Here is a 19,619-nt window from a genome sequence, read left to right as displayed (position 1 = left end):
GCGAAACGACAATGGGTAAGGAAACCGGCTTCCTCGAATACGACCGCGTCGAGCGCGGATACGACGATCCCGCCGAGCGGGTGACGCACTACAAGGAATTCGTGCGTCCGCATCCGCCAGAGGCGCTTCGGCAACAGGCGGCGCGCTGCATGAATTGCGGCATCCCCTACTGTCACAACGGCTGCCCGGTGAACAACATCATCCCGGACTGGAACCATCTGGTCTACGAGGACGACTGGAAGAACGCGCTCGCGGTCCTGCATTCGACCAACAACTTCCCCGAATTCACCGGTCGCGTCTGCCCCGCGCCTTGCGAAGCCGCGTGCACGCTCAACATCGTCGATCAGCCGGTGACGATCAAATCGATCGAATGCGCGATTATCGACCGCGGCTTTCGCGAAGGCTGGGTAGAGCCGCAGCCCGCCGAGACCAAGACCGGCAAGTCGGTGGCGGTGGTCGGCAGCGGCCCGGCCGGGCTCGCCTGCGCCCAGCAACTCGCCCGCGCCGGACATGCCGTGACGGTGTTCGAGAAGAGCGACCGGATCGGTGGCCTGCTGCGTTACGGCATTCCCGACTTCAAGATGGAAAAGCACCTCATCAACCGCCGCGCGGTGCAGATGGAAGCCGAAGGGGTTCAGTTCCGCACCAGTGCCGAGGTCGGGGTCGAGGTGAGCTTCCAGGCGCTGCGCGACAATTTCGATTCGGTGGTCCTCGCCGGCGGAGCGGAAGAACCGCGCCGGCTCGACATCCCCGGCTCCGAACTGCCCGGCGTGCGGCTGGCGATGGAATTCCTGACCCAGCAGAACAAGCGCAACGCCGGCGACGACGAGGTCCGCGCCGCACCGCGCGGCACGCTCACAGCCAGGGACAAGCACGTCATCGTGATCGGCGGCGGCGATACCGGGAGCGACTGCGTCGGCACCTCCAACCGCCAGGGAGCGAAAAGCGTCACCCAGCTCGAGATCATGGCCCGCCCCCCCGAGCGCGAGGACAAGGCGACGACGTGGCCTGACTGGCCGCTGAAACTGCGCACCTCCTCGAGCCACGAAGAGGGAGCGGAGCGCGACTGGGCGGTCCTGACCAAGCGGGTGGTCGGCGAGAACGGCGATGTTGCCGGGCTCGAATGCGTGCGGATCGAATGGAAGGACGGCAAGTTCGAGGAAGTGCCGGGCAGCGAGTTCACCCTCCCCGCAGATCTCATCCTCCTCGCCATGGGTTTCACCGGCCCCCGCCGGCGCGGACTGCTCGACCGCGCCAAGGTCGAACTGTGCGAGCGCGGCAATGTCGCCGCCGACACCCAGCGCTATCTCACCAGCGAGCGCGGGGTGTATTCCTGCGGGGACATGCGCAGAGGGCAGAGCCTGGTCGTCTGGGCGATCCGCGAGGGACGCCAATGCGCCCGCGCCGTCGACGAAGCCCTGATGGGGACGAGCGAACTGCCGCGCTGAACCGGTGTTGCCGTTCTGCCCCATTCGTCCGGAATGGAGCCTTTAACCGCGACGGCGCTTGAGATAGCGCGGCATTCCGTGAATATTCCTCTCAAATCGGGGCTTCCGGGGGGAGGATCTTTTGCGCGGAACGCAGATCGCAAAGTCGGCGACGATCGCGGCGCTGCTTGCGTCGCCCGTACCGCTCTGCGCGCAGCAAGCTCCCGCCGATCCCGCAGCGCAGAATCTGCCGGAGCCGCCACCGGCACTGCGCGATCCGCCGCCGCCCGAAATGGTGGGATTCAGACTGGTCGCCGCGCAGTTCGTCGACACGCCGCTGTCGGGCGATGCGGAGAAGGACATCGATTACGGCGGCAAGATCGATGCCTATATCGATGTGAAGGGCGGCGTTGCCGGGCTCGACAATTCGCTGAGCCTCCACATCCATCCCGAATTCCGCTTCGGTGCGAGCAGCAATGGCGAGATCGGTTTGCTGCCGTCCAATTCCGCGCTGTTCTATCCCGATAGCCAGGGCGAGGCGTTCGACCTTTCGGTCAATATCACCAAGCAGTGGGCTTCGGGCACCGCGCTGACCGTGGGCAAGGTCAATATCTTCGACCTTTCCGCACAGCTACCGATCACCGGCGGCGGGGGAATCGAGGGGTTCATGAACCTCGCCTTCGCGCTGCCGCCCAGCGCCATCGTTCCCAATTCGATCGTCGGCGCCCTGTTGAACGTGCCGACCGAGAAGGCGCTGTTCCGGCTCTGGATATTCGACCCCGATTCCGCCTCGCAGCGCAGCGGCATTCCTACCCTGTTCGAGGATGGCGTGGGCGCGCTCGCCTCGGTCACCGTGCCGACGACGATCGGCGGCAAGGTCGGCTATTACGCGCTCAAGCTCGCCGCCAGCTCGCGGCGAGGGATCAGCACGCTCTCGGTCCCGGAGGCGCTGGTCCCCCGCCCCGGCCTCGGCTTCGGCGAACAGCGAGGGGAATTTGCCGCGATCCTCGCTGGCAGCCAGTATATTTCCGGCGGGCCGCGCGACCCCGCCGGCGGGATCGGCGTGTTCGCGCAGGCCTATGTCAGCGCCGGCGATCCCACCTTCCTCGACTGGAGCGCGCAGGCCGGGATCAGCGGCAACACGCCCGGGCGGCCGCAGGATCGTTTCGGCCTCGGCTGGTTCCGCTATTCGATCACCGACCAGCTGGTCGGCGCACTCGCCGCCCGCGTACCGCTCGAGGACGAAGAGGGCGTCGAAGCCTTCTACACTCTCGCCGTCACGAAAGCCGTCCGCCTGACCGCCGACCTTCAATATGTCGACAGCGCCGTCGCCCCACGCGCCGGAGCGCTGCTCGGCCAGCTCAGGCTGGTGACGGCGTTCTGACCGCGGTGCCGAGCCGGGTCACGACGACCAGTCGATCCGCCCCCGCCCGATGGAGACCAGGAATTCGTTGGCTCGGCTGAAGGGACGGCTGCCGAAGAACCCCCGGTGTGCCGAGAGCGGGCTGGGGTGGGGGCTCGCGATCACGCAATGTCGGCCCTCGCGCAGCCCCTCGATCCGTTTCGCCTTGCCCTGAGCATGGCTGCCCCAGAGGATGAAGACGCTCGGCTCCTCGCGCGCTGCGACCGCCGCGACGCAGGCATCGGTCACCGCGTCCCAGCCGCGCCCGGCATGGCTGCCCGCGCGTCCCGCTTCCACGGTCAGCGTGTTGTTGAGAAGCAGTACCCCCTGCCGCGCCCATCCCGACAAGTCGCCGTGCGATGGCGGGGCCAAGCCGAGATCGCTTGTCAGTTCCTTGTGAATGTTCCGCAAGCTCGGTGGGATCGCTTCGCCTTGCGGCACGGAAAAGCACAGCCCCATCGCCTGCCCAGGCCCGTGATAGGGGTCCTGCCCGAGGATCACCGCGCGAACTTCGTCCAACGGAGTGAGTTCCAGCGCCCTAAGCCGGCAACCGCGCGGCGGATAAACCGTTTTACCCGCCGCTTCCTCCGCCTTCAGCCAGCCTCCCAGCCGCCGGGCCTCGGGCGTCGCCAGCACCGGGGCGAGGACCGGCCGCCAGCTTTCGGGAATGCAATCGGACATGACCCTCCCATGCCCCCGCCCGCTCGCCCGGGCCAGTCCGCCCTTCCCACTCATCCCCGATCGGACTAAGGCTGCCGCCCATATGGCCGTTCATTTCCACGAAGAAGACCTTCCGGCAGGCGTGCTCGCCCCCGGCACCGATGGCGGCGGCCCGATCGCCGTCGACACCGAGACCATGGGCCTCGTCACCCCGCGCGACAGGTTGTGCCTGGTCCAGATCAGCGATGGCGGGCCGGACGAGCATCTGGTGCGCTTCGGCCCCGACAGCGATTATTCCGCGCCCAATCTCAAGGCGGTGCTGGCTGATCCCACCCGACTCAAGCTCTACCATTTCGCGCGCTTCGATCTCGCGGCGATCGAGCATTATCTGGGCGTCACCGCCGCGCCGGTGTTCTGCACCAAGATCGCCAGCAAGCTCACCCGCACCTATACCGATCGGCACGGGCTCAAGAACCTCGTCGAGGAATTGCTCGGAGAATCGATCTCCAAGCAGCAGCAATCGAGCGACTGGGGCGGCCCCGTGCTAAGCGATGCCCAGCGCGATTACGCGGCGAGCGACGTGCGCTATCTCCACCGCCTCAAGGAAGTGTTCGACAAGAGGCTGGAACGCGAGGGGCGGACTGCGATGGCGCAGGCCTGTTTCGACTTCCTCCCGACCCGCGCCCGGCTCGACATCGCCGGCTGGGCCGATCACGACATCTTCAGCCACGCGTAACCCTGGAAGGGCCAAAGCGCAGTCATGATGGCCAGCAAGCGCAGGATCGAGACCGAGGCGGCAGCCCAGCGGCGTAGCCGCCGGCAGCATTTCGCCGCGCCCGGAGGCTCGCACGACAGGCTGGTCAAGCTGCTCGCCGCCGCGCTCCCGATGGCGGTGGGCGTTATCGCGGCGCTGATGGTCATCACTCCCCTGTCCCCGCGTGGCGAGGTCAGCTTCCTGCTCGACCGCGACAAGGTGGCGACGATCGACGAGCGGCTGCGCGTCGACAACGCGCTCTATCGCGGACAGGACAACCGCGGTCGGCCGTTCTCGCTGACCGCCGACGAGGCGGTGCAGCGATCGAGCGCGGAAGGTATCGTCCGGCTCGACGATCTGATCGCGCGGCTGCTGCTCGACGAAGGGCCGGCGCAGCTCGATGCCGGCAACGGCGCCTATGACATCGAGGACGAAATCGTGACGGTGAACGGTGCGGTGCGGATGCGCGCGGCAGACGGCTATTCGATGCTGCTGCGCGATGTCGCGATCAATCTCGCCACGAAACGCGCGGTGGGCGCTGGCGGCGTTTCGGGCGCGGTTCCCGCCGGGACCTTTTCCGCCAACAGGCTCGAGGTCGATCTCGACCAGCGCACCGTGGCGCTCGCGGGCGATGCAAGGATGCGGATGATCCCAGGTCAGCTCAATTCGATGAGGATGCCATGATGCTCCATGCTCTTTCCCGTCACGCCGACAGGGCCGCCAAAGGGTTTCTGCTGGGCTTCGCCGCCACCGCAGCGGCGTTCACGGGGATTCAGCTCAACGCCCAGGCCATCGCCGGCCACAATTCCAACGCCCCGGTCGATTACGCCGCCAACCGCATCGAGCTGCAGGATCGCCAGAACCGCGTTGTCCTTTCGGGCAATGTCGTGATCGAGCAGGCCGGGCTGACGCTCAACGCCGCGCGTACGCTGGTGAACTATTCCGATGCCGGCACCCTGCGCATCCAGCGGATCATGGCGACCGGCGGGGTCACCGTCAGTCGCGGAAACGAACGCGCGCGGGGCGACAGCGCGGTCTATGACTTCAACCGCCGGATCATCACCATGGCCGGCAATGTCCGCCTCAATCGCGGCAGCGACACGCTGAACGGCGGCCGGCTGGTGATCGACCTCAGGACCGGCGTCTCCAGCGTCGATGGCAGCGCCAGCGGCTCGTCGTCGGTGGAAGGCGTGGACGCGCGCGAAAGCGGCGGCCGGGTCACCGGCACCTTCTCGGTCCCCGACAGCGAATAGGCCTCAGCGCGCCGCGTAGCGGCAGATACGCGTCAGCCCCTGCGCCAGCAGCATTTCGGCCGCCTGGCTGTTGGTCAGCAAATCGCGGTGGAGCTCGGTCAGGCGCTGGGTCAGCAGGTCCAGCTTCGGGCCGCGCCAGTTCTGCGCCTGGGTGCGGATGTCGCGTTCCTCCTTCCAGAAGATGCCAAGCTGGGCCTTGTCGCCGCGCCCGAGATCCTCGAAGCGGCCGCGTGGGCCGAGCTTCGCCGCGATCCGCGCAAGCTGCGCTGCCCGCCGTTCGAAGGCGAGCAGGGTCCCGACCGGGTTGAGCCCGACCTGCCGCATCCGCGCAAGCTCCCCCGACAACCGATTGCCCTCGCCCCCCAGCACCGCATTGACCAGCGGCACGAACCCGTCTTCCTCGCACCCGGCCGACACTGCATCGCAATCCTCGGCCCGCGCCTTCTTGGGCGATTGCGGCGAAGCGTCGAGATAGAGCGCCAGCTTCTCGATCTCCGAGGCGGCGAGGCGGACATCGAGATTCGCGGCGCGGGCCACGCGCTCGGCCAGCCCCATGTCGAGATGGACTCCGGCGGCATCGCCCATCATCCGCACGCTCTGGGTCACCGAGGCAAGGTCGGGCGGATAAAACATCGCCACCAGCGAATCCTTGCGCTTCTCGAGTAGCTTGGCGGTACGCGACTTGTCGGTGGCAGACGTGGCGACGACGATGACCGGACAGGCCTCGCCCGCCCCCGCCTCGCCGGTCTCGATCAGCATCGCCAGCGCGTCGTGCGCCTCGTCGCCGGCGGCCCGCACCCAGATATGCCGGCTGTCGCCGAACAGCGAGGTGGAGCGCGCCTCGTCGCCGAGAAGCGCCGGGTCGGCACGAAGCTCGGCGCCGCCGAGTTCGACCTTCTCGCCGGCATCCGGGAGCGCGGCGATCAGGTCGCGGGCGGCGGCGCTGGCGCCCGCCTCGTCCGGGCCGCAGAAGAAGAATATCCGCGCCTGGCCGATCGCGCTCCTGGCCTTGGCGGCATAGTCGCGATTGGTCGCCTTCACTGCCGGATATCCGCTGCCGGGATCACGCCGGGCGGCGGAGGGTCAGCGCGATACGGGTCACCATCTGGTCGGCAATCTCGCGCGCGAGATTCTCCAGCGCGGTCTGCTCGGCGGCTATGGTCGCATATTCGCTGGAAACGACGTCGATCCCGGCATCCGAACCGGCGGTCGCGTCGAGCAGGATGGCTCCGGTCGTCAGATCGACCAACTGGTAGCGGCTGCGCAACACCCGGCGCTCGCGACTGACCGTGTTGTCCCCCACCACACCCAGCCCTTCGAGCTTGTCGTCCAGCCGAACATCGAGACGGTAGCGAGCCTCCGCATCGCCTCCGCTCGCTCTCGCCGCGGCGAAGCGATCCAACAGCGCGTTGCGGACCAGCCAGCCGTCTCGCCCCTCGATTGCCGGGACCTCGATCGCGGCGAGACCCTGCGCTACGACGCCGTTACCGCCGCCGGCGTACATCGGCTGGAGCGAACACCCGGGTAGCAGCAGGAGGGCAAGGGCGGCGAGAAAGCGCATCAGGTGACGATATTCACTAACCGGTCGGGCACCACAATGACCTTGCGCACCGCTGCGCCGTCGATGCTGCGCTGGACCTTCTCCGAAGCCAGGGCCATCGCCTCGAGATCTTCCTTCGCAGCACCCTTGGGGGCCGTCAGCGTATCGCGCAGCTTGCCCATGTGCTGGACGGCGATTGTGACCTCGTCCTCGATCAGCAATGCAGGATCGACCGAGGGCCATTCGGCATCGGCAATAAGCCCGGGCTTGCCAAGCCCAGCCCAGGCTTCCTCGGCCAGATGGGGCATCATCGGCGCGACGAGGCGGACCAGCGTCTCGATCGCCGCGCTGCGGCTGGCGGACGGGGCGGCCTTCTCCACCGCGCCGGTCAGTTCGTAGATCCGCGCCACCGCCTTGTTGAAACCGAGCGCCTCGATATCCTCGGCCACTGTGGCGATCGTCTGATGGGTCTTGCGCTCGAGCGCCTTGTCTTCTCTTGCCGCGTCCCCATCGTGCGCGGCAAACAGCCGCCAGAGGCGATGAACGAAGCGGCTGCACCCCTCGATCCCGGCTTCCGACCACGGCAGGTCGCGCTCGGGTGGGCTGTCGGATAGCATGAACCAGCGCACCGCGTCCGCGCCATAGGTGTCGATGATCGTGTCGGGGTCGACGACGTTCTTCTTCGACTTCGACATCTTGACCACGCGGCCGATCGAGACCTCGCCGCCATCGGCCCGCAGCAGAGCCCGTTCGGCCTCCCTGCTGATCTCCTCGGGTGCGTAATAGACCGTCTTGCCGCCTTCCGAACGACTGTAGGTCTCGTGGGTGACCATGCCTTGCGTGAAAAGGCTGGCGAAGGGCTCCTTCACATCGATCAGGCCGATTCGGGCGAGCGCTCGAGTCCAGAAACGGGCGTAGAGCAGGTGCAGGATCGCATGTTCGATGCCGCCGATATACTGCTCGACCGGCATCCACTTCGCCACCTCGTCGCGGTCGAAGGGCTTGTCGGCGGGCTGGCTGGCGAAGCGCAGGAAATACCAGCTGGAATCGACGAAGGTGTCGAGCGTATCGGTCTCGCGAATCGCCGCGCCGCCGCAGGACGGGCAGTCGACATGCTTCCAGCTCGCGTGGCGTTCGAGGGGGTTGCCGGGCGTACGGAAGTCGACATCCTCGGGCAGAGTGATCGGCAGGCTGTCCTTCGGTGCCGGAACCACCCCGCAGGCATCGCAGTGGATGAAGGGTATCGGCGTCCCCCAATAGCGCTGGCGGCTCACGCCCCAGTCGCGCAGACGCCAGACGGTCTTGCCCTCGCCCCGCCCCTCGGCTTCCAGCCGCCGGATGACCTCCCGCTTGGCCTCCTCGACCTCCATGCCGTCGAGGAAACCGGAATTGACCAGCACGCCTTCTCCGGCTTCGGCCTCGCCATCGAACGGCTTGTCCGCCTCATCTGCGCTCGCCGCGACGACGCGCGGGATCGGCAGGGCGTATTTGGTCGCGAATTCGAAATCGCGCTGGTCATGGCCCGGCACCGCCATGATCGCTCCGGTACCGTAGTCCATCAGCACGAAATTCGCGATGTAGACGGGCAGATCCGCTCCGGTGAACGGATGCCTCGCAGTGATGCCGGTATCGAAGCCGAGCTTCTCCGCAGTCTCCAGCTCCGCCGCCGTCGTCCCGCCGCGCTTGCACAGCGCGATGAAGTCGCGCGCCGCATCGCTATCGAGTGCCTGCGCCACCGGATGATCGGCTGCCACCGCCACGAAGCTCGCGCCGAAGATCGTATCGGGGCGGGTGGTGTAGACCGGCAGCTTCGCGCCGCTCGACAGGTCAAAGCTGAATTCCAGCCCCTGCGATTTGCCGATCCAGTTTTCCTGCATCAGCCGGACCTTGTCGGGCCAGTTCTCGAGGCCGCCCAGACCCTCCAGCAGCTCCTCGGCGAAGTCGGTGATCTTCAGGAACCACTGGCTGAGCTTGCGCTTCTCGACCTCCGCGCCCGAGCGCCAGCCCCTGCCGTCGATCACCTGCTCGTTGGCGAGCACAGTCATGTCGACCGGGTCCCAATTGACCTCGCTTTCCTTGCGATAGACGAGGCCTGCCTCGTACAACGCCAGGAACAGCGCCTGCTCGTGCCCGTAATACTCGGGATCGCAGGTGGCGAATTCCCTCGACCAGTCGAGCGCGAAGCCGATACGCTTGAGCTGCTTCTTCATGTGGGCGATGTTGTCGCAGGTCCAGCCGCCAGGGTGGACGCCCTTTTCCATCGCCGCGTTCTCGGCCGGCATGCCGAAGGCGTCCCAGCCCATCGGGTGCAGCACCTCGTGCCCGGTCATCCGCTTGTAGCGGGCAAGCACATCGCCCATCGTGTAGTTGCGGACGTGGCCGATATGAATGCGCCCGCTGGGATAGGGGAACATCTCGAGCACATAGCTCTTGGGCTTGGAGGAATTGCTGTCGGCCCGGAAGGTCTGCGCCTCGTCCCAGGCACGCTGCCAGCGCCCGTCGGCCTGCGACGGATCGAAACGCATCTCGTTCATGTCGCCCCCGGTAGGAGTGGGTGGATCAGCCGGCGATGGCCTGACGGCGCAGCTCGCGAGCCTTGGTCAGGATGATGTCTTCCAGCTTTTGAACGGTCGCCGCCTGGACCGGCGCCTCGACCCAATTGCTGCCCTGCGCCACCTGCCGGCTGGCAGCGACCCGCAGAGCATCGGCCCGCAGATCGGTGTCGAGGATGGTGACGGTCATCTTCACACGCTCGCCGGGATTGGTGGGGTTCGAATACCAATCGGTCACGATCACGCCGCCGGCACTGTCGGTCTGGAGCAGCGGCGCGAAGCTCACTGTCTCGAGCGCGGCGCGCCAGAGATAGGAATTGACCCCGATCGTGTTGACCTGCGCGGCAGCGAGATTGGCCTCCGGGCGATCGCGCCCGCCACAGGCCGATAGCGCGCCGATCGCGGCAAGGGCGAGGGCGATGCGGGTGGTTCGCGAGTGGGCTGGCGAGATGGTCATGGGAATCCTTGCTGCGTCTGGCCTGCGCTCTATACCGCGCCGCTGGGGCGGGCAAGGCATAGAGCCGCGGCGAATGCGCTCTCGCCACCGGGCGACTGAACCGTCCGTGAATTGGCGTCGGCCCCGGTCCCCGGCATCCGATTGTGTGCACGAAGCCACACTTCTCGCGATTCGCGGGCCGGGGCTTGTGGAAAAGCTGGCAATGCGAATGTCACCTTCCTAACAAGCACATGAAGCCGACGGGATTCGGGGAATCGCGGTGGAGCCGGAATCGGACGATTTCAGGAACCGTTAAGCCGCAGATGGGTCAGTTCGGCAGGTGCAATTGCGAATGGGGACGCAGACAGTGGCATCGAATGGCAGCAAACCGGTTACCGCGCGCTTAGCGCCGGGCCTGTTTGCGGCTGCCGCTTTGGTCGCGATTCCCTCCGCGGGTTACGCGGTCGCCACCGGTGGGGACGTTCCTTCTGCCCAGGCGCCGGCATTCGCGGCCTTCACCCCTGCCAATGTCGATCCCGCTCTCGCCCGCCAGGTGGCGGCAATCGTCGGTAACGACGGTTTGCGCTTCACTCCGGCCGCCCGTCAGCAGCGCAGCGAACGGACGGTGACCATGGCCGTCCGCGTCGATCCCGGTGCCGCACGGGCGATTTCGGTCCGCAACGCGCTCGACAGCATTTCCGACGCCGAGCCTGGCCGCGGCAATGCATCCACGATCATTGCGCCGACACGCTACAATCTCGGCATGGCCAAGGGCTACCAGACCTTCACCCAGCCGGCGCCCAAGGCACTCGATCTTCCGGCCGGCATCCGCAGCATCGCCATGCCCGATCTTGCCGATTTCCGCAGCGAGGAACGCCCCGGCAAGCCGAGCCGTTTCAGCGCGCGGGTCGAACTGGACAGCAACGCTGCCGCCGGTCGCGCGCCACGCACTCTGGAGGGTACCGGAGATCGCAATGTCGATTTCGCCGGCTCCTACCGCGTATTGCGCAATCTCGACGTTACTGCCGGCGTCCGCGTCTCGCAGGATCGCAACCGCATCGCCCCCCTCACCGACGGGGTCGAGGACAGCCAAGCGGTCTATGTCGGAACCCAGTTCCGCTTCTGATCGCCGGGTTCTTCCACCTTCCGACCCGCAAGACCCCGCTTCGGCGGGGTTTTTCTTTGCCATCGCCCGTGCCTTGCCTATGGCTGGCATCAGGGAAAGAGGAGAGACGAGATGGGCAAGATGGCGATAGTTACCGGCGGCACCCGCGGGATCGGAAGAGCGATTTGCGAGACTTTGCGCGAGGACGGGTTCACCGTCGTCGCCAATTACGCCGGGAACGACGATGCGGCCAAGAAATTCACCGATGAGACCGGGATCGCCACCTACCGCTGGGACGTGGGCGACCACGCTGCCTGCATGGATGGGTGCCGTAAGGTGTCCGAAGAGGTCGGCCCCGTCGATGTCGTGGTCAACAACGCCGGGATCACCCGCGATGGTACCTTGCTCAAGATGAGCTACGACGATTGGGACGATGTCATGCGCATCAATCTCGGCGGCTGCTTCAACATGGCGAAGGCCTGCTTTCCCGGCATGAAAGAGCGCGGCTGGGGCCGGATCGTCAACATCGGTTCGATCAACGGCCAGGCGGGGCAATACGGCCAGGTCAACTATGCCGCCGCCAAGAGCGGCATCCACGGCTTCACCAAGGCGCTGGCGCAGGAAGGCGCGCGGTTTTCGATCACCGTCAACGCCATCGCGCCTGGCTATATCGACACCGACATGGTCGCCGCCGTGCCCGAGCCGGTGCTGGAGAAGATCGTCGCCAAGATTCCCGTCGGCCGCCTCGGCCAGGCGGAGGAGATCGCCCGTGGGGTGAGCTTCCTGTGCAGCGACGGAGCCGGCTTCGTCACCGGCTCGACCATGAGCATCAACGGCGGTCAGCACATGTATTGAGCGGGGAAGGGCGGGGTAGCAAGACCCATCGCGCCCGCCGCTTCCGCTCCACCTATTCGGGACCGCCTATTCGACGTATATCCCAGCGATCCGCCACGCTCCGTCTTCACGGATCAGCGATACGGTCTCCGTCAGCCCCTTCTCGCGGGCGAAATCGGTGCTGAACTTGGTCACCACATAGCCCTGGGGGGCTGGTGGGGTTTCGACGGAGAGGAGTTTGCGGCGCAACATGACGCCGGTTCGGCCGCGAACCTCGCGTGAAACGTCACTCCAGACGGCCTCGGTGTTCGCTCCGCGAAAGGCCGAAGCGGTTCTGGCATAGCTCGCACTCCAATCGCTCGCGTCGATCAGTTCGAGAAATTCGCGCGCAGCGATTTCTGCTTCGTCGTCCCGCTTCTCGGAGGAAACCGCCGCCGGCCCATCGAGGGCGGGTTCGAGGCCGAAAGCGAGTATTGCCAGAACGATCGACATGATGAAAACTCCTGCGATGAGAGATGCGCGGACCATCCGCCCATTCGTCGGCTCACGATCGTTTCCAAAGGTCGGATCGGCATCCCCCAATCCTTTGTGCCCTAAAAATTGGGGGGCATCACGTTCGCGCTCGAACAGCATGCGCGCCGCTTCCTTGCTGCTCGTCACCCCGAGCTTGCGCCGGGCGTTGCGCAGCCTTTCGTTGATCGTATGCACCGAAAGGTCGAGCGCGGCAGCCATCGACTTGGCGTCGTGACCGTGGAGGATGAGCCGCAGCGTTTCCTTCTCCTTTTCGGTGAGCGCCCGATAGCCATCCGTCATGATGAAAGGTCTAGGTTCGCTCCGCCATGGGAGCCACCCCCAAAAATTGGTGGGGCCATGGGGCTGGCTGCCCTAGAAGAACAGCCGATGCCCGTCCCCTATCACCCCCCGGTCAAGCGTTCGGTCGAGATCGCCGGACACAAGACCTCGATCAGCCTCGAGCCCTTGTTCTGGGACATGCTGCGCGAGGCCGCAGGGCGCGAAGGGGTGGCAATCAGCGCGCTGGTGGCGCGGATCGATGCCGAGCGTATCCGCAGCGCGACACCGCCGGGGCTCGCCGGCGCGATCCGGATTTGGCTCGTCACCGACCAGCGTACACGCGAAAGGGGCGGCGAAATCGCTTACGCCGCCCCTTCCTAATGCTAGTACCGCGTCAGTATTTGGCGGTCGCGTCGCTGGCCGGATAGGTCTCGTCGAGTGCCTCGTCGGTCCGGCTCATGGGCTGGTGCGAGGTTGTCGATTCCGCACCTGCGTTGCGGAAGGCGCCGCGAGGCTCGCCATCGGCGAACGCGACACCGTTGCGGTCCCGCTGGACCTTCTCGTAATATTTGTAACCGCCGTAACCGATAGCCCCGAGGGCTGCGAGCTTGAGAAGCATGGTTATAATCCTTTCTTTGCGACCCAACGATTAGCGCGCGCGAAAGGTCCTCTGCCCCCGCTATTCGTCGCCCACCCGTTCGATATCCGCGCCTACCAGCTTCAGCTTTTCCTCGAGCCGCTCGTAGCCGCGATCGAGATGATATATGCGGCGGACCTGGGTCTCGCCCTCCGCGGCGAGCGCCGCGATGATGAGACTCATGGAGGCACGCAGATCGGTCGCCATCACCTGCGCGCCGGTGAGCCGATCGACACCCTTGACGATCGCGGTGCGACCCGAGACCTCGATGTCCGCGCCCATCCGGCGCAACTCAGGGACGTGCATATAGCGGTTCTCGAAGATCGTCTCGGTCAGCACGCTGGTACCCTTGGCCCTGGTCAGCAGGCTCATGAGCTGCGCTTGCATATCGGTGGCGAGGCCGGGATAGGGCGCGGTCGATAGGTTGACGCCCTTTAACGGCCCGTTGGCGCTGACCCGCACTCCGTCCTCCTGGGCTTCGACCGTCACGCCGATGTTGCGCAGCGCGTGATTGGTCGCCGCCATCTCCTCCGCATTCGCGCCTTCCAGGAACACCTCGCCACCGGTGATCGCCGCGGCGCAGGCATAGGAGCCGGCCTCGATCCGGTCCGCCATCACTTTGTAGGTAGCGCCGTAGAGCTTCTTGGCACCCTTGATGACCAGCTCGGAACTGCCGATTCCGTCGATCTTCGCTCCCATCGCCACCAGAAGACGGCACAGGTCGACGATCTCGGGTTCGCGCGCGGCATTGCCGATGCGGCTTGTTCCCTTCGCGAGAACGGCGGCCATCACCGCATTCTCGGTCGCGCCCACCGAGACCAGCGGGAAATCGTATTCGCCTCCCGGCAGCCCCCCCGCGGGAGCCTTGGCCTTCACATAGCCTTCGGCCAGCTCGATCTCCGCACCCAGCGCTTCCAGCGCCTTGAGGTGTAGGTCGATCGGGCGGTTGCCGATAGCACATCCGCCCGGAAGGGAGACCGTCGCCTCGCCGGTGCGAGCCAGCAACGGGCCGAGCACCAGGATCGATGCCCGCATCTTTCTGACCAGATCGTAGGGCGCCACGTTGGAAGTGATCCGCGTCGCCTCCAGCGAAACGACTCTGCCGAATTCCTCCGGCCGCTTGCCGGGGATCGAATGGGCGACGCCGAACTGCGTCATCAGGTGCTGGAACCCGTCGATATCCGCGAGCCGCGGCAGATTGCGCAGCGTCACCGGCTCCTCGGTCAGCAGCGCGCAGGGAATGAGGGTGAGGGCCGAATTCTTCGCGCCCGAGATCGGCAGGGTGCCGGAAAGGCCGTTGCCGCCCTTGATGATGAGCTTGTCCATGCGCCCGCTCTTACCGCCACGAGGGAAAAGCGCAAACGCGGCAACCACGGCCTAGCTATGTCGGTTGCTCCTGGCTTCGCGGCATCCTATCCCCGAGCCATGACTGCACACAAACCAATCCGCAAAGCCGTCTTCCCCGTTGCCGGACTCGGCACGCGCTTCCTGCCCGCAACCAAGGCGATCCCCAAGGAACTGCTGCCGATCGTCGACCGTCCGCTGATCCAGTACGCGGTGGACGAGGCGCGCGAGGCGGGGATCGAACAGATAATCTTCGTCACCGGCCGCGGGAAGACCGCGATCGTCGAGCATTTCGACGTGGCCTACGAGCTCGAGACGACCATGAGCGAACGCGGCAAGGACCTTTCGGTGCTCGCTCCCACCCGCGCCACCCCGGGGGACATCATTACCGTGCGCCAGCAGGTACCGATGGGCCTCGGCCACGCGATCTGGTGTGCCCGCGCGATCGTGGGGAACGAACCCTTCGCCATCTTTCTGCCGGACGAGCTGATGGTCGCGCACAAGGAGAAGGGCGGGCGGGACGGATCCGGCTGCATGAAACAGATGGTGGATGCCTACGAAAAGGTCGGCGGCAATCTCGTGAGCGTGCTCGAGGTCCCGCACGAGGAGGTCTCGAGCTACGGGGTGATCGATCCGGGCGCCGAGGACGGCCCGCTCACCGAGGTGCGCGGCCTGGTGGAAAAGCCGCCGATCGAAACCGCGCCGAGCAACAAGATCGTCTCGGGTCGCTACATCCTGCAGCCCGAGGTCATGCGCCTGCTCGAGAGCCAGGAGAAGGGCGCCGGCGGCGAGATCCAGCTGACCGACGCCATGGCGAAGATGATCGGCACCCAGCCCTTCCACGCCGTCACTTTCGAAGGCCGCAGATACGATTGCGGCAGCAAGCTCGGTTTCGTCGAGGCTACCCTGGCCCTGGCGCTGGAACGCGACGACATGGGTGCGGAAGTGCGCGGAATGGCGGAGCGGTTGCTCGCCAAATAATCAGGCCGGCGCGAATCGCAGGGGAAGGGTCTTGAGGCCGCCGACGAAGCTCGATTTGGCGCGTTTCGGCTGGCCGGCAAGTTCCACCGTCTCGAGTCGGTCGAGCAGCGTTTCGAACAGGATGCGCATCTCCAGCCTCGCGAGATGAAGGCCGAGGCACTGGTGCGCGCCGGCGCCGAAGGCAAGGTGCCGGTTGGGGCTACGTGCGGCGTCGAAGCGGCGGGGGGTCACGAACTGGGCCGGATCGTGGTTGGCGGCGACGTAGTTGATCATCAGCCAGTCGCCCTCGGCGATCCGCTGCCCACCGAGTTCGGTGTCGGTGGCCGCCGTTCGCATGAAGTGCTGCACGGGGCTGGTCCAACGGATCGCTTCTTCGACGATGCCGGGCAAGAGGCTGCGATCGGCCCGGACCCTGGCCCATTGGTTGGGATCGCGGGCAAGCGCCAGCATCGCGCCCGCCGTGCTGGCGCTGGTGGTGTCGTGCCCGGCGGCGGCGAGGATGATGTAATAGCCCATCATGTCCCGGTCGTTCAGCGGCTTGCCATCGATTCTGGCGTTGGCGATGATGCTGGCGACGTCGCCGGTGGGGTGCACTCTCTTCTCGGCTGTGAGGCGCGCGAAATAGGCCTCGAAGTCCTTGACCGCGCCGGCCACCAGCATGGTGATCTGCTCGGTGGTCATGTCCTTCATGCCGGACTGGTTGAGTTCTTCGTCCTGCCCGCCGAACATCTGCTGGGTAAGCATCAGCATCCGCGCCTCGTCCTGTTCGGAGACGCCGAGGATCTGCATGACCACGTGGAGCGGATAGGGCGCGCTGACCGCCGCGACGAAATCGGCCTCGGGCCCCGCCGCGAGGAGCCGGTCGACCTCGGCCGCGGCGATAGTGCGGATCTCCCCCTCCAGACCGCGCAAATTCTTGGGCATGAACCATTCCTGGGTCAGCCGGCGGTAGGTCATGTGGATCGGCGCGTCGAAGGTGACGAGGCTGGCGACCAGATGCGGACTGCCGCCGGTCAGCGACTTGGCGAACTCTATCCCCTCGGTGAGGCTGAAGACGACGGTCTGCGGACTGTTGAGATAGGTCGCATTGTCCTTGGACACCCGCATGACATCCTCGTAGCGGGTGACCAGCCAGAACGGTCGATGGATGCCGGCTTCGCTCTCCACCCAGGCCACCGGTGCTTCCTCGCGCAGTCGGTCGAAGGTGTCGAGCAGACTATCCCATTCAGCATAGCTTGCGGGATCGATCACCTGGCGGGCGGTGGCGGGATCGAGCCTCGGGCGGTCCCGCGTCGCCATCACGCGTCCTCGGCCTGGCGCGCACGGGCGGCGTATTCGTCGCGCAGCTCACGCTTGTAGAGCTTCCCGTTCGCCTCGCGTGGCAGCTCCGGGCGAAAGTCGAACAATCGCGGCATCTTGATCCGGGAAAGCTCGGTGGCGAGGTAATCGCGCAATTCCTGTTCCAGCGCTTCGCCCGCATCCGTCATGTCGACCGGCTGAACCACCGCGACGACCTGCTCGCCCAAATCGGGATCGGGCGCGCCGATCACCGCCGCGTCCATCACCTTGTCATGGCTTATGAGAAGGTTCTCGACCTCCTGCGGGTAGATGTTGACCCCGCCGGAAATGATCATGTGGCTCTTGCGGTCGGTGAGGTAGAGGAAGCCCTCTTCGTCGATATGGCCGATGTCGCCCAGCGTCATCCAGCCCTTTGGGTGCATCGCTTCGGCGGTCTTGCCGGGATCGTTGTGATAGGTCGGCAGCACCTCGTTCTCGAAAAAGATCAGGCCGTCCGAGCCCGCCGGCAACTCCTCGCCATCCGGCCCACACACGTGCAATTTGCCGTGGATCGCCCGGCCGACGGTGCCGGGATGGGCGAGCCAGTCCTCCGCCTTGACCAGCGTCATGCCGATGCCCTCGGACCCCGCGTAATACTCGTTCACGATCGGCCCCCACCAGTCGATCATCGCCTGCTTGACCGGCACCGGACAGGGCGCCGCTGCATGCAGGGCGCGCTTGTGGCTCGAGAGATCGAAGCGGGTGCACGCTTCGGGATCGAGCTTGAGCATGCGGACGAAATGCGTCGGCACCCACTGGCTGTCGGTCACGCCGTACCTTTCTATCGCGGCCAGCGCTGTCTCGGGATCGAACTTCTCCATGATCACCACCGTGCCGCCCAGCCGATGCGCGGTGGTGCACCAGCCGAGCGGCGCGGCGTGGTAGAGCGGCGCGGGAGAAAGATAGACCATCGATCCGTCGGCCGGCATGCCGGCACCCATCACCGCAAGGCCGACCAGCGGGTTCGGTTCCTGGATATCCTCGGTCTGCGGCGGGCGCGGTCGCACCCCCTTGGGCCGGCCCGTGGTCCCGCTCGAATAGAGCATGTACTGGCCGGGCCGCGGATCCTCGAGCGGCGTATCGGACTGGGCGGCAATGGCAGCCTCGAGGTCTTCCTCGCCTTCTCCGCCCAGAATCAGAAATTCGCACTCGGGGCACAGATCGCGCAACTGCGCGATCGTATCGGAAAATTTGGTCGAAGTGATCAGCAGCCGCGCATCGCTGTCCTTGAGGATATAAGCGATTTCAGGCGCGGTCAGCCGGGTCGAGATCGGCACCATCATCGGTCCTGCCCGCTGCGATCCCCAGACGAGCTGGAGGAACAGGACGTTGTTTTCCATGAGCATGCCAAAATGGCCATCGCGGTCCAGCCCGCGATCGCGAAGGAGATGCGCGAACCGGTTGGCGGTGCGGTCCATCTCTCCATAGGTCACCCTCTCGCCGCTGCCGGCCATGACGATGGCGGGGTGGTCGGGGCGCGACTGCGCATGGGCGATCGGATGCATGAGCCTCTCCTCGGCGACGTCTTGGCGAGCCGTCCGGTTGCGAGGAGAAACTTACCGGTGTGGTCGCAGCGGGCAAGCAAAAAGGCGGCAGGTTTCCCCGCCGCCTCTTTGCTCTACCGTCCGTGGCAGTTCGTGACGTCGATTATTCGTCGCCGCCGCCCTGGCCGCCGTTCTCGATCATGGCGAGTCTCTCGCCGTTCATATAAGGGGTGGGATCGACAGCGAGGCCGGCGACGCGGACTTCGTAGTGCAGGTGCGGGCCGGTCGAGCGACCGGTAGATCCGACATAGCCGATGAGATCGCCCTTGCGCACCTTGTCGCCCTCGCTGACCTCGATGCCCGAAAGATGGGCGAAACGAGTCTGCATGTCCGCGCCATGCTCGATGGCGATGTACTTGCCGTAGCTGGAAAACCACTCGGCTTTGCTGACGTAGCCATCGGCCGTCGCATAGACCGGCGTGCCGGTGGGCGCCGCGAGATCGACGCCCTTGTGTCCGCGCAACCCACCGAGCACCGGGTGGGTCCGCAGTCCAAAATTGCTGCTCATCCGGGCGTTTTCGAGCGGCATGCGCGAAGGCACCGAAACCGCGGCGGCAAGAGGCAGGACGCGTTCGGTCTTTTCCCAGCTGGCGAACAATTCCTGAAACTGGCGATCGGTGCCCTCGCGGGTAACGCTGACACCTGGCTGCACGTGCTTTACCGAGGGGGTGAGTTCCGCATCATCCGCTTGGGCCGGTGCCGCTGCGATCGCGAGGCCACCGGCAAGCGCGAACAGCTTGGCTTTCAGGAATGTCTTGAACATGTGTCGACCCGTCCTTTTCGCGAGACCCTGGTCCCGCTTGTTCGATCCCGAACCGGCGCTCGCCCCCTGGCGAGCTCATTCTGCCGATCCCTAAATTCCCAAGCGCCGGAACCCCCCGCCGCTCTGTAGGTTTGGGTTAACCGGGAAATTCTGAACGAAACAAGCGCGGGTTCCTGACGAAGCGGCAGGCTGCCTGTTCGGTGCGTCGAGTCGTTTGTCGCAGGGGTCCCGAAGCGCCGAAAGCCGGATTTGGGCCA

Annotated in this window: 20 protein-coding genes; 9 read left to right on the top strand and 11 right to left on the bottom strand. The window is 65.9% G+C overall.

Annotated features, from left to right (window positions below; translation table 11 throughout):
- The first annotated feature begins 11 nt into the window (after nt 1-11).
- On the top strand, nt 12-1,448 hold the full coding sequence (locus tag ACGHN1_RS01435; protein WP_390547696.1) for a glutamate synthase subunit beta: 1,437 nt from the start codon (nt 12-14) through the stop codon (nt 1,446-1,448).
- A gap of 121 nt (nt 1,449-1,569) precedes the next feature.
- Complete coding sequence (locus tag ACGHN1_RS01430; RefSeq protein WP_390547694.1) at nt 1,570-2,811, top strand: carbohydrate porin; 1,242 nt, start codon at nt 1,570-1,572, stop codon at nt 2,809-2,811.
- A gap of 18 nt (nt 2,812-2,829) precedes the next feature.
- Here ACGHN1_RS01430 and ACGHN1_RS01425 read toward each other — a convergent pair whose 3' ends face one another.
- Nucleotides 2,830-3,510: a uracil-DNA glycosylase gene (locus tag ACGHN1_RS01425; protein ID WP_390547693.1), complete on the bottom strand. Its 681-nt coding sequence runs from the start codon at nt 3,508-3,510 to the stop codon at nt 2,830-2,832.
- Nucleotides 3,511-3,592: 82 nt separating this feature from the next.
- Between ACGHN1_RS01425 and ACGHN1_RS01420 the strand changes: the two genes are divergently transcribed.
- Genes ACGHN1_RS01420 through ACGHN1_RS01410 form a run of 3 tightly spaced genes read left to right on the top strand, consistent with a single transcriptional unit; the run spans nt 3,593 to nt 5,496 of the window.
- Nucleotides 3,593-4,225 carry a ribonuclease D gene (locus ACGHN1_RS01420; RefSeq protein ID WP_390547691.1) on the top strand — a complete coding sequence of 211 codons (633 nt, stop codon included), beginning with the start codon at nt 3,593-3,595 and terminating at the stop codon, nt 4,223-4,225.
- A 27-nt stretch (nt 4,226-4,252) separates the two neighbouring features.
- The gene (lptC, locus tag ACGHN1_RS01415; protein WP_390549725.1) at nt 4,253-4,927 is read left to right on the top strand and encodes an LPS export ABC transporter periplasmic protein LptC; all 675 of its coding nucleotides are present in this window, start codon (nt 4,253-4,255) and stop codon (nt 4,925-4,927) included.
- Nucleotides 4,927-5,496 (top strand): LptA/OstA family protein, encoded by a 570-nt coding sequence (locus tag ACGHN1_RS01410; protein WP_390549723.1) that lies wholly within the window; start codon nt 4,927-4,929, stop codon nt 5,494-5,496. The genes lptC and ACGHN1_RS01410 overlap by 1 nt, the downstream gene beginning before the upstream one ends.
- Before the next feature lie 3 nt (nt 5,497-5,499).
- On the opposite strand, the gene ACGHN1_RS01405 is transcribed toward ACGHN1_RS01410, so the two are convergent.
- From ACGHN1_RS01405 to ACGHN1_RS01390, 4 genes are read right to left on the bottom strand one after another with little or no spacing between them, the layout of a single operon-like run.
- Nucleotides 5,500-6,537, bottom strand: a complete 1,038-nt coding sequence (locus ACGHN1_RS01405) for a DNA polymerase III subunit delta (protein ID WP_390547689.1) — start codon at nt 6,535-6,537, stop codon at nt 5,500-5,502.
- Between the two features lie 22 nt (nt 6,538-6,559).
- Nucleotides 6,560-7,057, bottom strand: coding sequence for an LPS assembly lipoprotein LptE (gene lptE / locus ACGHN1_RS01400; RefSeq protein ID WP_390547688.1), 498 nt, complete (start codon nt 7,055-7,057; stop codon nt 6,560-6,562).
- Nucleotides 7,057-9,570, bottom strand: coding sequence for a leucine--tRNA ligase (gene leuS / locus ACGHN1_RS01395; protein WP_390547686.1), 2,514 nt, complete (start codon nt 9,568-9,570; stop codon nt 7,057-7,059). The genes lptE and leuS overlap by 1 nt, the downstream gene beginning before the upstream one ends.
- Nucleotides 9,571-9,595: 25 nt before the next feature.
- Complete coding sequence (locus ACGHN1_RS01390) at nt 9,596-10,045, bottom strand: DUF3576 domain-containing protein (protein WP_390547684.1); 450 nt, start codon at nt 10,043-10,045, stop codon at nt 9,596-9,598.
- 331 nt (nt 10,046-10,376) lie between these two features.
- Here ACGHN1_RS01390 and ACGHN1_RS01385 point away from each other — a divergent pair, with 331 nt between their 5' ends.
- Complete coding sequence (locus tag ACGHN1_RS01385; protein WP_390547683.1) at nt 10,377-11,150, top strand: hypothetical protein; 774 nt, start codon at nt 10,377-10,379, stop codon at nt 11,148-11,150.
- Nucleotides 11,151-11,261: 111 nt separating this feature from the next.
- Nucleotides 11,262-11,984 (top strand): acetoacetyl-CoA reductase, encoded by a 723-nt coding sequence (phbB, locus tag ACGHN1_RS01380; protein WP_390547681.1) that lies wholly within the window; start codon nt 11,262-11,264, stop codon nt 11,982-11,984.
- A 66-nt stretch (nt 11,985-12,050) separates the two neighbouring features.
- Here the strand turns inward: phbB and ACGHN1_RS01375 are convergent, their stop codons facing one another.
- A complete protein-coding gene (locus tag ACGHN1_RS01375) occupies nt 12,051-12,776 on the bottom strand; it encodes a DUF4019 domain-containing protein (protein ID WP_390547679.1) in 726 nt (241 codons plus the stop codon).
- 87 nt (nt 12,777-12,863) lie between these two features.
- On the opposite strand from ACGHN1_RS01375, the gene ACGHN1_RS01370 reads away from it, so the two are divergent.
- On the top strand, nt 12,864-13,136 hold the full coding sequence (locus ACGHN1_RS01370) for a ribbon-helix-helix domain-containing protein (protein ID WP_390547678.1): 273 nt from the start codon (nt 12,864-12,866) through the stop codon (nt 13,134-13,136).
- Between the two features lie 13 nt (nt 13,137-13,149).
- Here ACGHN1_RS01370 and ACGHN1_RS01365 read toward each other — a convergent pair whose 3' ends face one another.
- Entirely contained in the window at nt 13,150-13,374 is a 225-nt protein-coding gene (locus ACGHN1_RS01365) for a hypothetical protein (protein ID WP_390547676.1), read from the bottom strand.
- Between the two features lie 60 nt (nt 13,375-13,434).
- Entirely contained in the window at nt 13,435-14,718 is a 1,284-nt protein-coding gene (gene murA, locus ACGHN1_RS01360; protein WP_390547674.1) for a UDP-N-acetylglucosamine 1-carboxyvinyltransferase, read from the bottom strand.
- A 99-nt stretch (nt 14,719-14,817) separates the two neighbouring features.
- On the opposite strand from murA, the gene galU reads away from it, so the two are divergent.
- Nucleotides 14,818-15,717 (top strand): UTP--glucose-1-phosphate uridylyltransferase GalU, encoded by a 900-nt coding sequence (gene galU, locus ACGHN1_RS01355; RefSeq protein ID WP_390547673.1) that lies wholly within the window; start codon nt 14,818-14,820, stop codon nt 15,715-15,717.
- Here the strand turns inward: galU and ACGHN1_RS01350 are convergent, their stop codons facing one another.
- The 3 genes from ACGHN1_RS01350 to ACGHN1_RS01340 all read right to left on the bottom strand — a co-directional run bounded on the left by ACGHN1_RS01350 (nt 15,718) and on the right by ACGHN1_RS01340 (nt 19,362).
- On the bottom strand, nt 15,718-17,016 hold the full coding sequence (locus tag ACGHN1_RS01350; RefSeq protein WP_390547671.1) for a cytochrome P450: 1,299 nt from the start codon (nt 17,014-17,016) through the stop codon (nt 15,718-15,720).
- A complete protein-coding gene (locus ACGHN1_RS01345) occupies nt 17,016-18,560 on the bottom strand; it encodes an acyl-CoA synthetase (protein WP_390547669.1) in 1,545 nt (514 codons plus the stop codon). Before ACGHN1_RS01345 ends, ACGHN1_RS01350 begins: the two co-directional genes overlap by 1 nt.
- A gap of 142 nt (nt 18,561-18,702) precedes the next feature.
- On the bottom strand, nt 18,703-19,362 hold the full coding sequence (locus ACGHN1_RS01340) for a M23 family metallopeptidase (protein ID WP_390547667.1): 660 nt from the start codon (nt 19,360-19,362) through the stop codon (nt 18,703-18,705).
- Between the last annotated feature and the right edge of the window lie 257 nt (nt 19,363-19,619).

The organism is Qipengyuania sp. MTN3-11, from assembly GCF_042851825.1.
Classification (GTDB): Bacteria; Pseudomonadota; Alphaproteobacteria; order Sphingomonadales; family Sphingomonadaceae; genus Qipengyuania.
Note: the sequence above shows the minus strand (reverse complement) of the source record. Positions and strands in the feature narration are given on the sequence as shown.

What these genes read in the sequence shown, in the direction of transcription:
- ACGHN1_RS01420 (WP_390547691.1), top strand. Translation starts at nt 3,593, where the DNA reads ATGGCCGTTCATTTCCACGAAGAAGACCTTCCGGCAGGCGTGCTCGCC.
- ACGHN1_RS01435 (WP_390547696.1), top strand. Translation starts at nt 12, where the DNA reads ATGGGTAAGGAAACCGGCTTCCTCGAATACGACCGCGTCGAGCGCGGA.
- ACGHN1_RS01375 (WP_390547679.1), bottom strand. Translation starts at nt 12,776, where the DNA reads ATGACGGATGGCTATCGGGCGCTCACCGAAAAGGAGAAGGAAACGCTG.
- lptC (WP_390549725.1), top strand. Translation starts at nt 4,253, where the DNA reads ATGGCCAGCAAGCGCAGGATCGAGACCGAGGCGGCAGCCCAGCGGCGT.
- ACGHN1_RS01410 (WP_390549723.1), top strand. Translation starts at nt 4,927, where the DNA reads ATGCTCCATGCTCTTTCCCGTCACGCCGACAGGGCCGCCAAAGGGTTT.
- galU (WP_390547673.1), top strand. Translation starts at nt 14,818, where the DNA reads ATGACTGCACACAAACCAATCCGCAAAGCCGTCTTCCCCGTTGCCGGA.
- ACGHN1_RS01340 (WP_390547667.1), bottom strand. Translation starts at nt 19,362, where the DNA reads ATGTTCAAGACATTCCTGAAAGCCAAGCTGTTCGCGCTTGCCGGTGGC.
- ACGHN1_RS01390 (WP_390547684.1), bottom strand. Translation starts at nt 10,045, where the DNA reads ATGACCATCTCGCCAGCCCACTCGCGAACCACCCGCATCGCCCTCGCC.
- leuS (WP_390547686.1), bottom strand. Translation starts at nt 9,570, where the DNA reads ATGAACGAGATGCGTTTCGATCCGTCGCAGGCCGACGGGCGCTGGCAG.
- murA (WP_390547674.1), bottom strand. Translation starts at nt 14,718, where the DNA reads ATGGACAAGCTCATCATCAAGGGCGGCAACGGCCTTTCCGGCACCCTG.
- ACGHN1_RS01350 (WP_390547671.1), bottom strand. Translation starts at nt 17,016, where the DNA reads ATGGCGACGCGGGACCGCCCGAGGCTCGATCCCGCCACCGCCCGCCAG.
- phbB (WP_390547681.1), top strand. Translation starts at nt 11,262, where the DNA reads ATGGGCAAGATGGCGATAGTTACCGGCGGCACCCGCGGGATCGGAAGA.
- lptE (WP_390547688.1), bottom strand. Translation starts at nt 7,057, where the DNA reads ATGCGCTTTCTCGCCGCCCTTGCCCTCCTGCTGCTACCCGGGTGTTCG.
- ACGHN1_RS01425 (WP_390547693.1), bottom strand. Translation starts at nt 3,510, where the DNA reads ATGTCCGATTGCATTCCCGAAAGCTGGCGGCCGGTCCTCGCCCCGGTG.
- ACGHN1_RS01365 (WP_390547676.1), bottom strand. Translation starts at nt 13,374, where the DNA reads ATGCTTCTCAAGCTCGCAGCCCTCGGGGCTATCGGTTACGGCGGTTAC.
- ACGHN1_RS01370 (WP_390547678.1), top strand. Translation starts at nt 12,864, where the DNA reads ATGCCCGTCCCCTATCACCCCCCGGTCAAGCGTTCGGTCGAGATCGCC.
- ACGHN1_RS01385 (WP_390547683.1), top strand. Translation starts at nt 10,377, where the DNA reads ATGGGGACGCAGACAGTGGCATCGAATGGCAGCAAACCGGTTACCGCG.
- ACGHN1_RS01345 (WP_390547669.1), bottom strand. Translation starts at nt 18,560, where the DNA reads ATGCATCCGATCGCCCATGCGCAGTCGCGCCCCGACCACCCCGCCATC.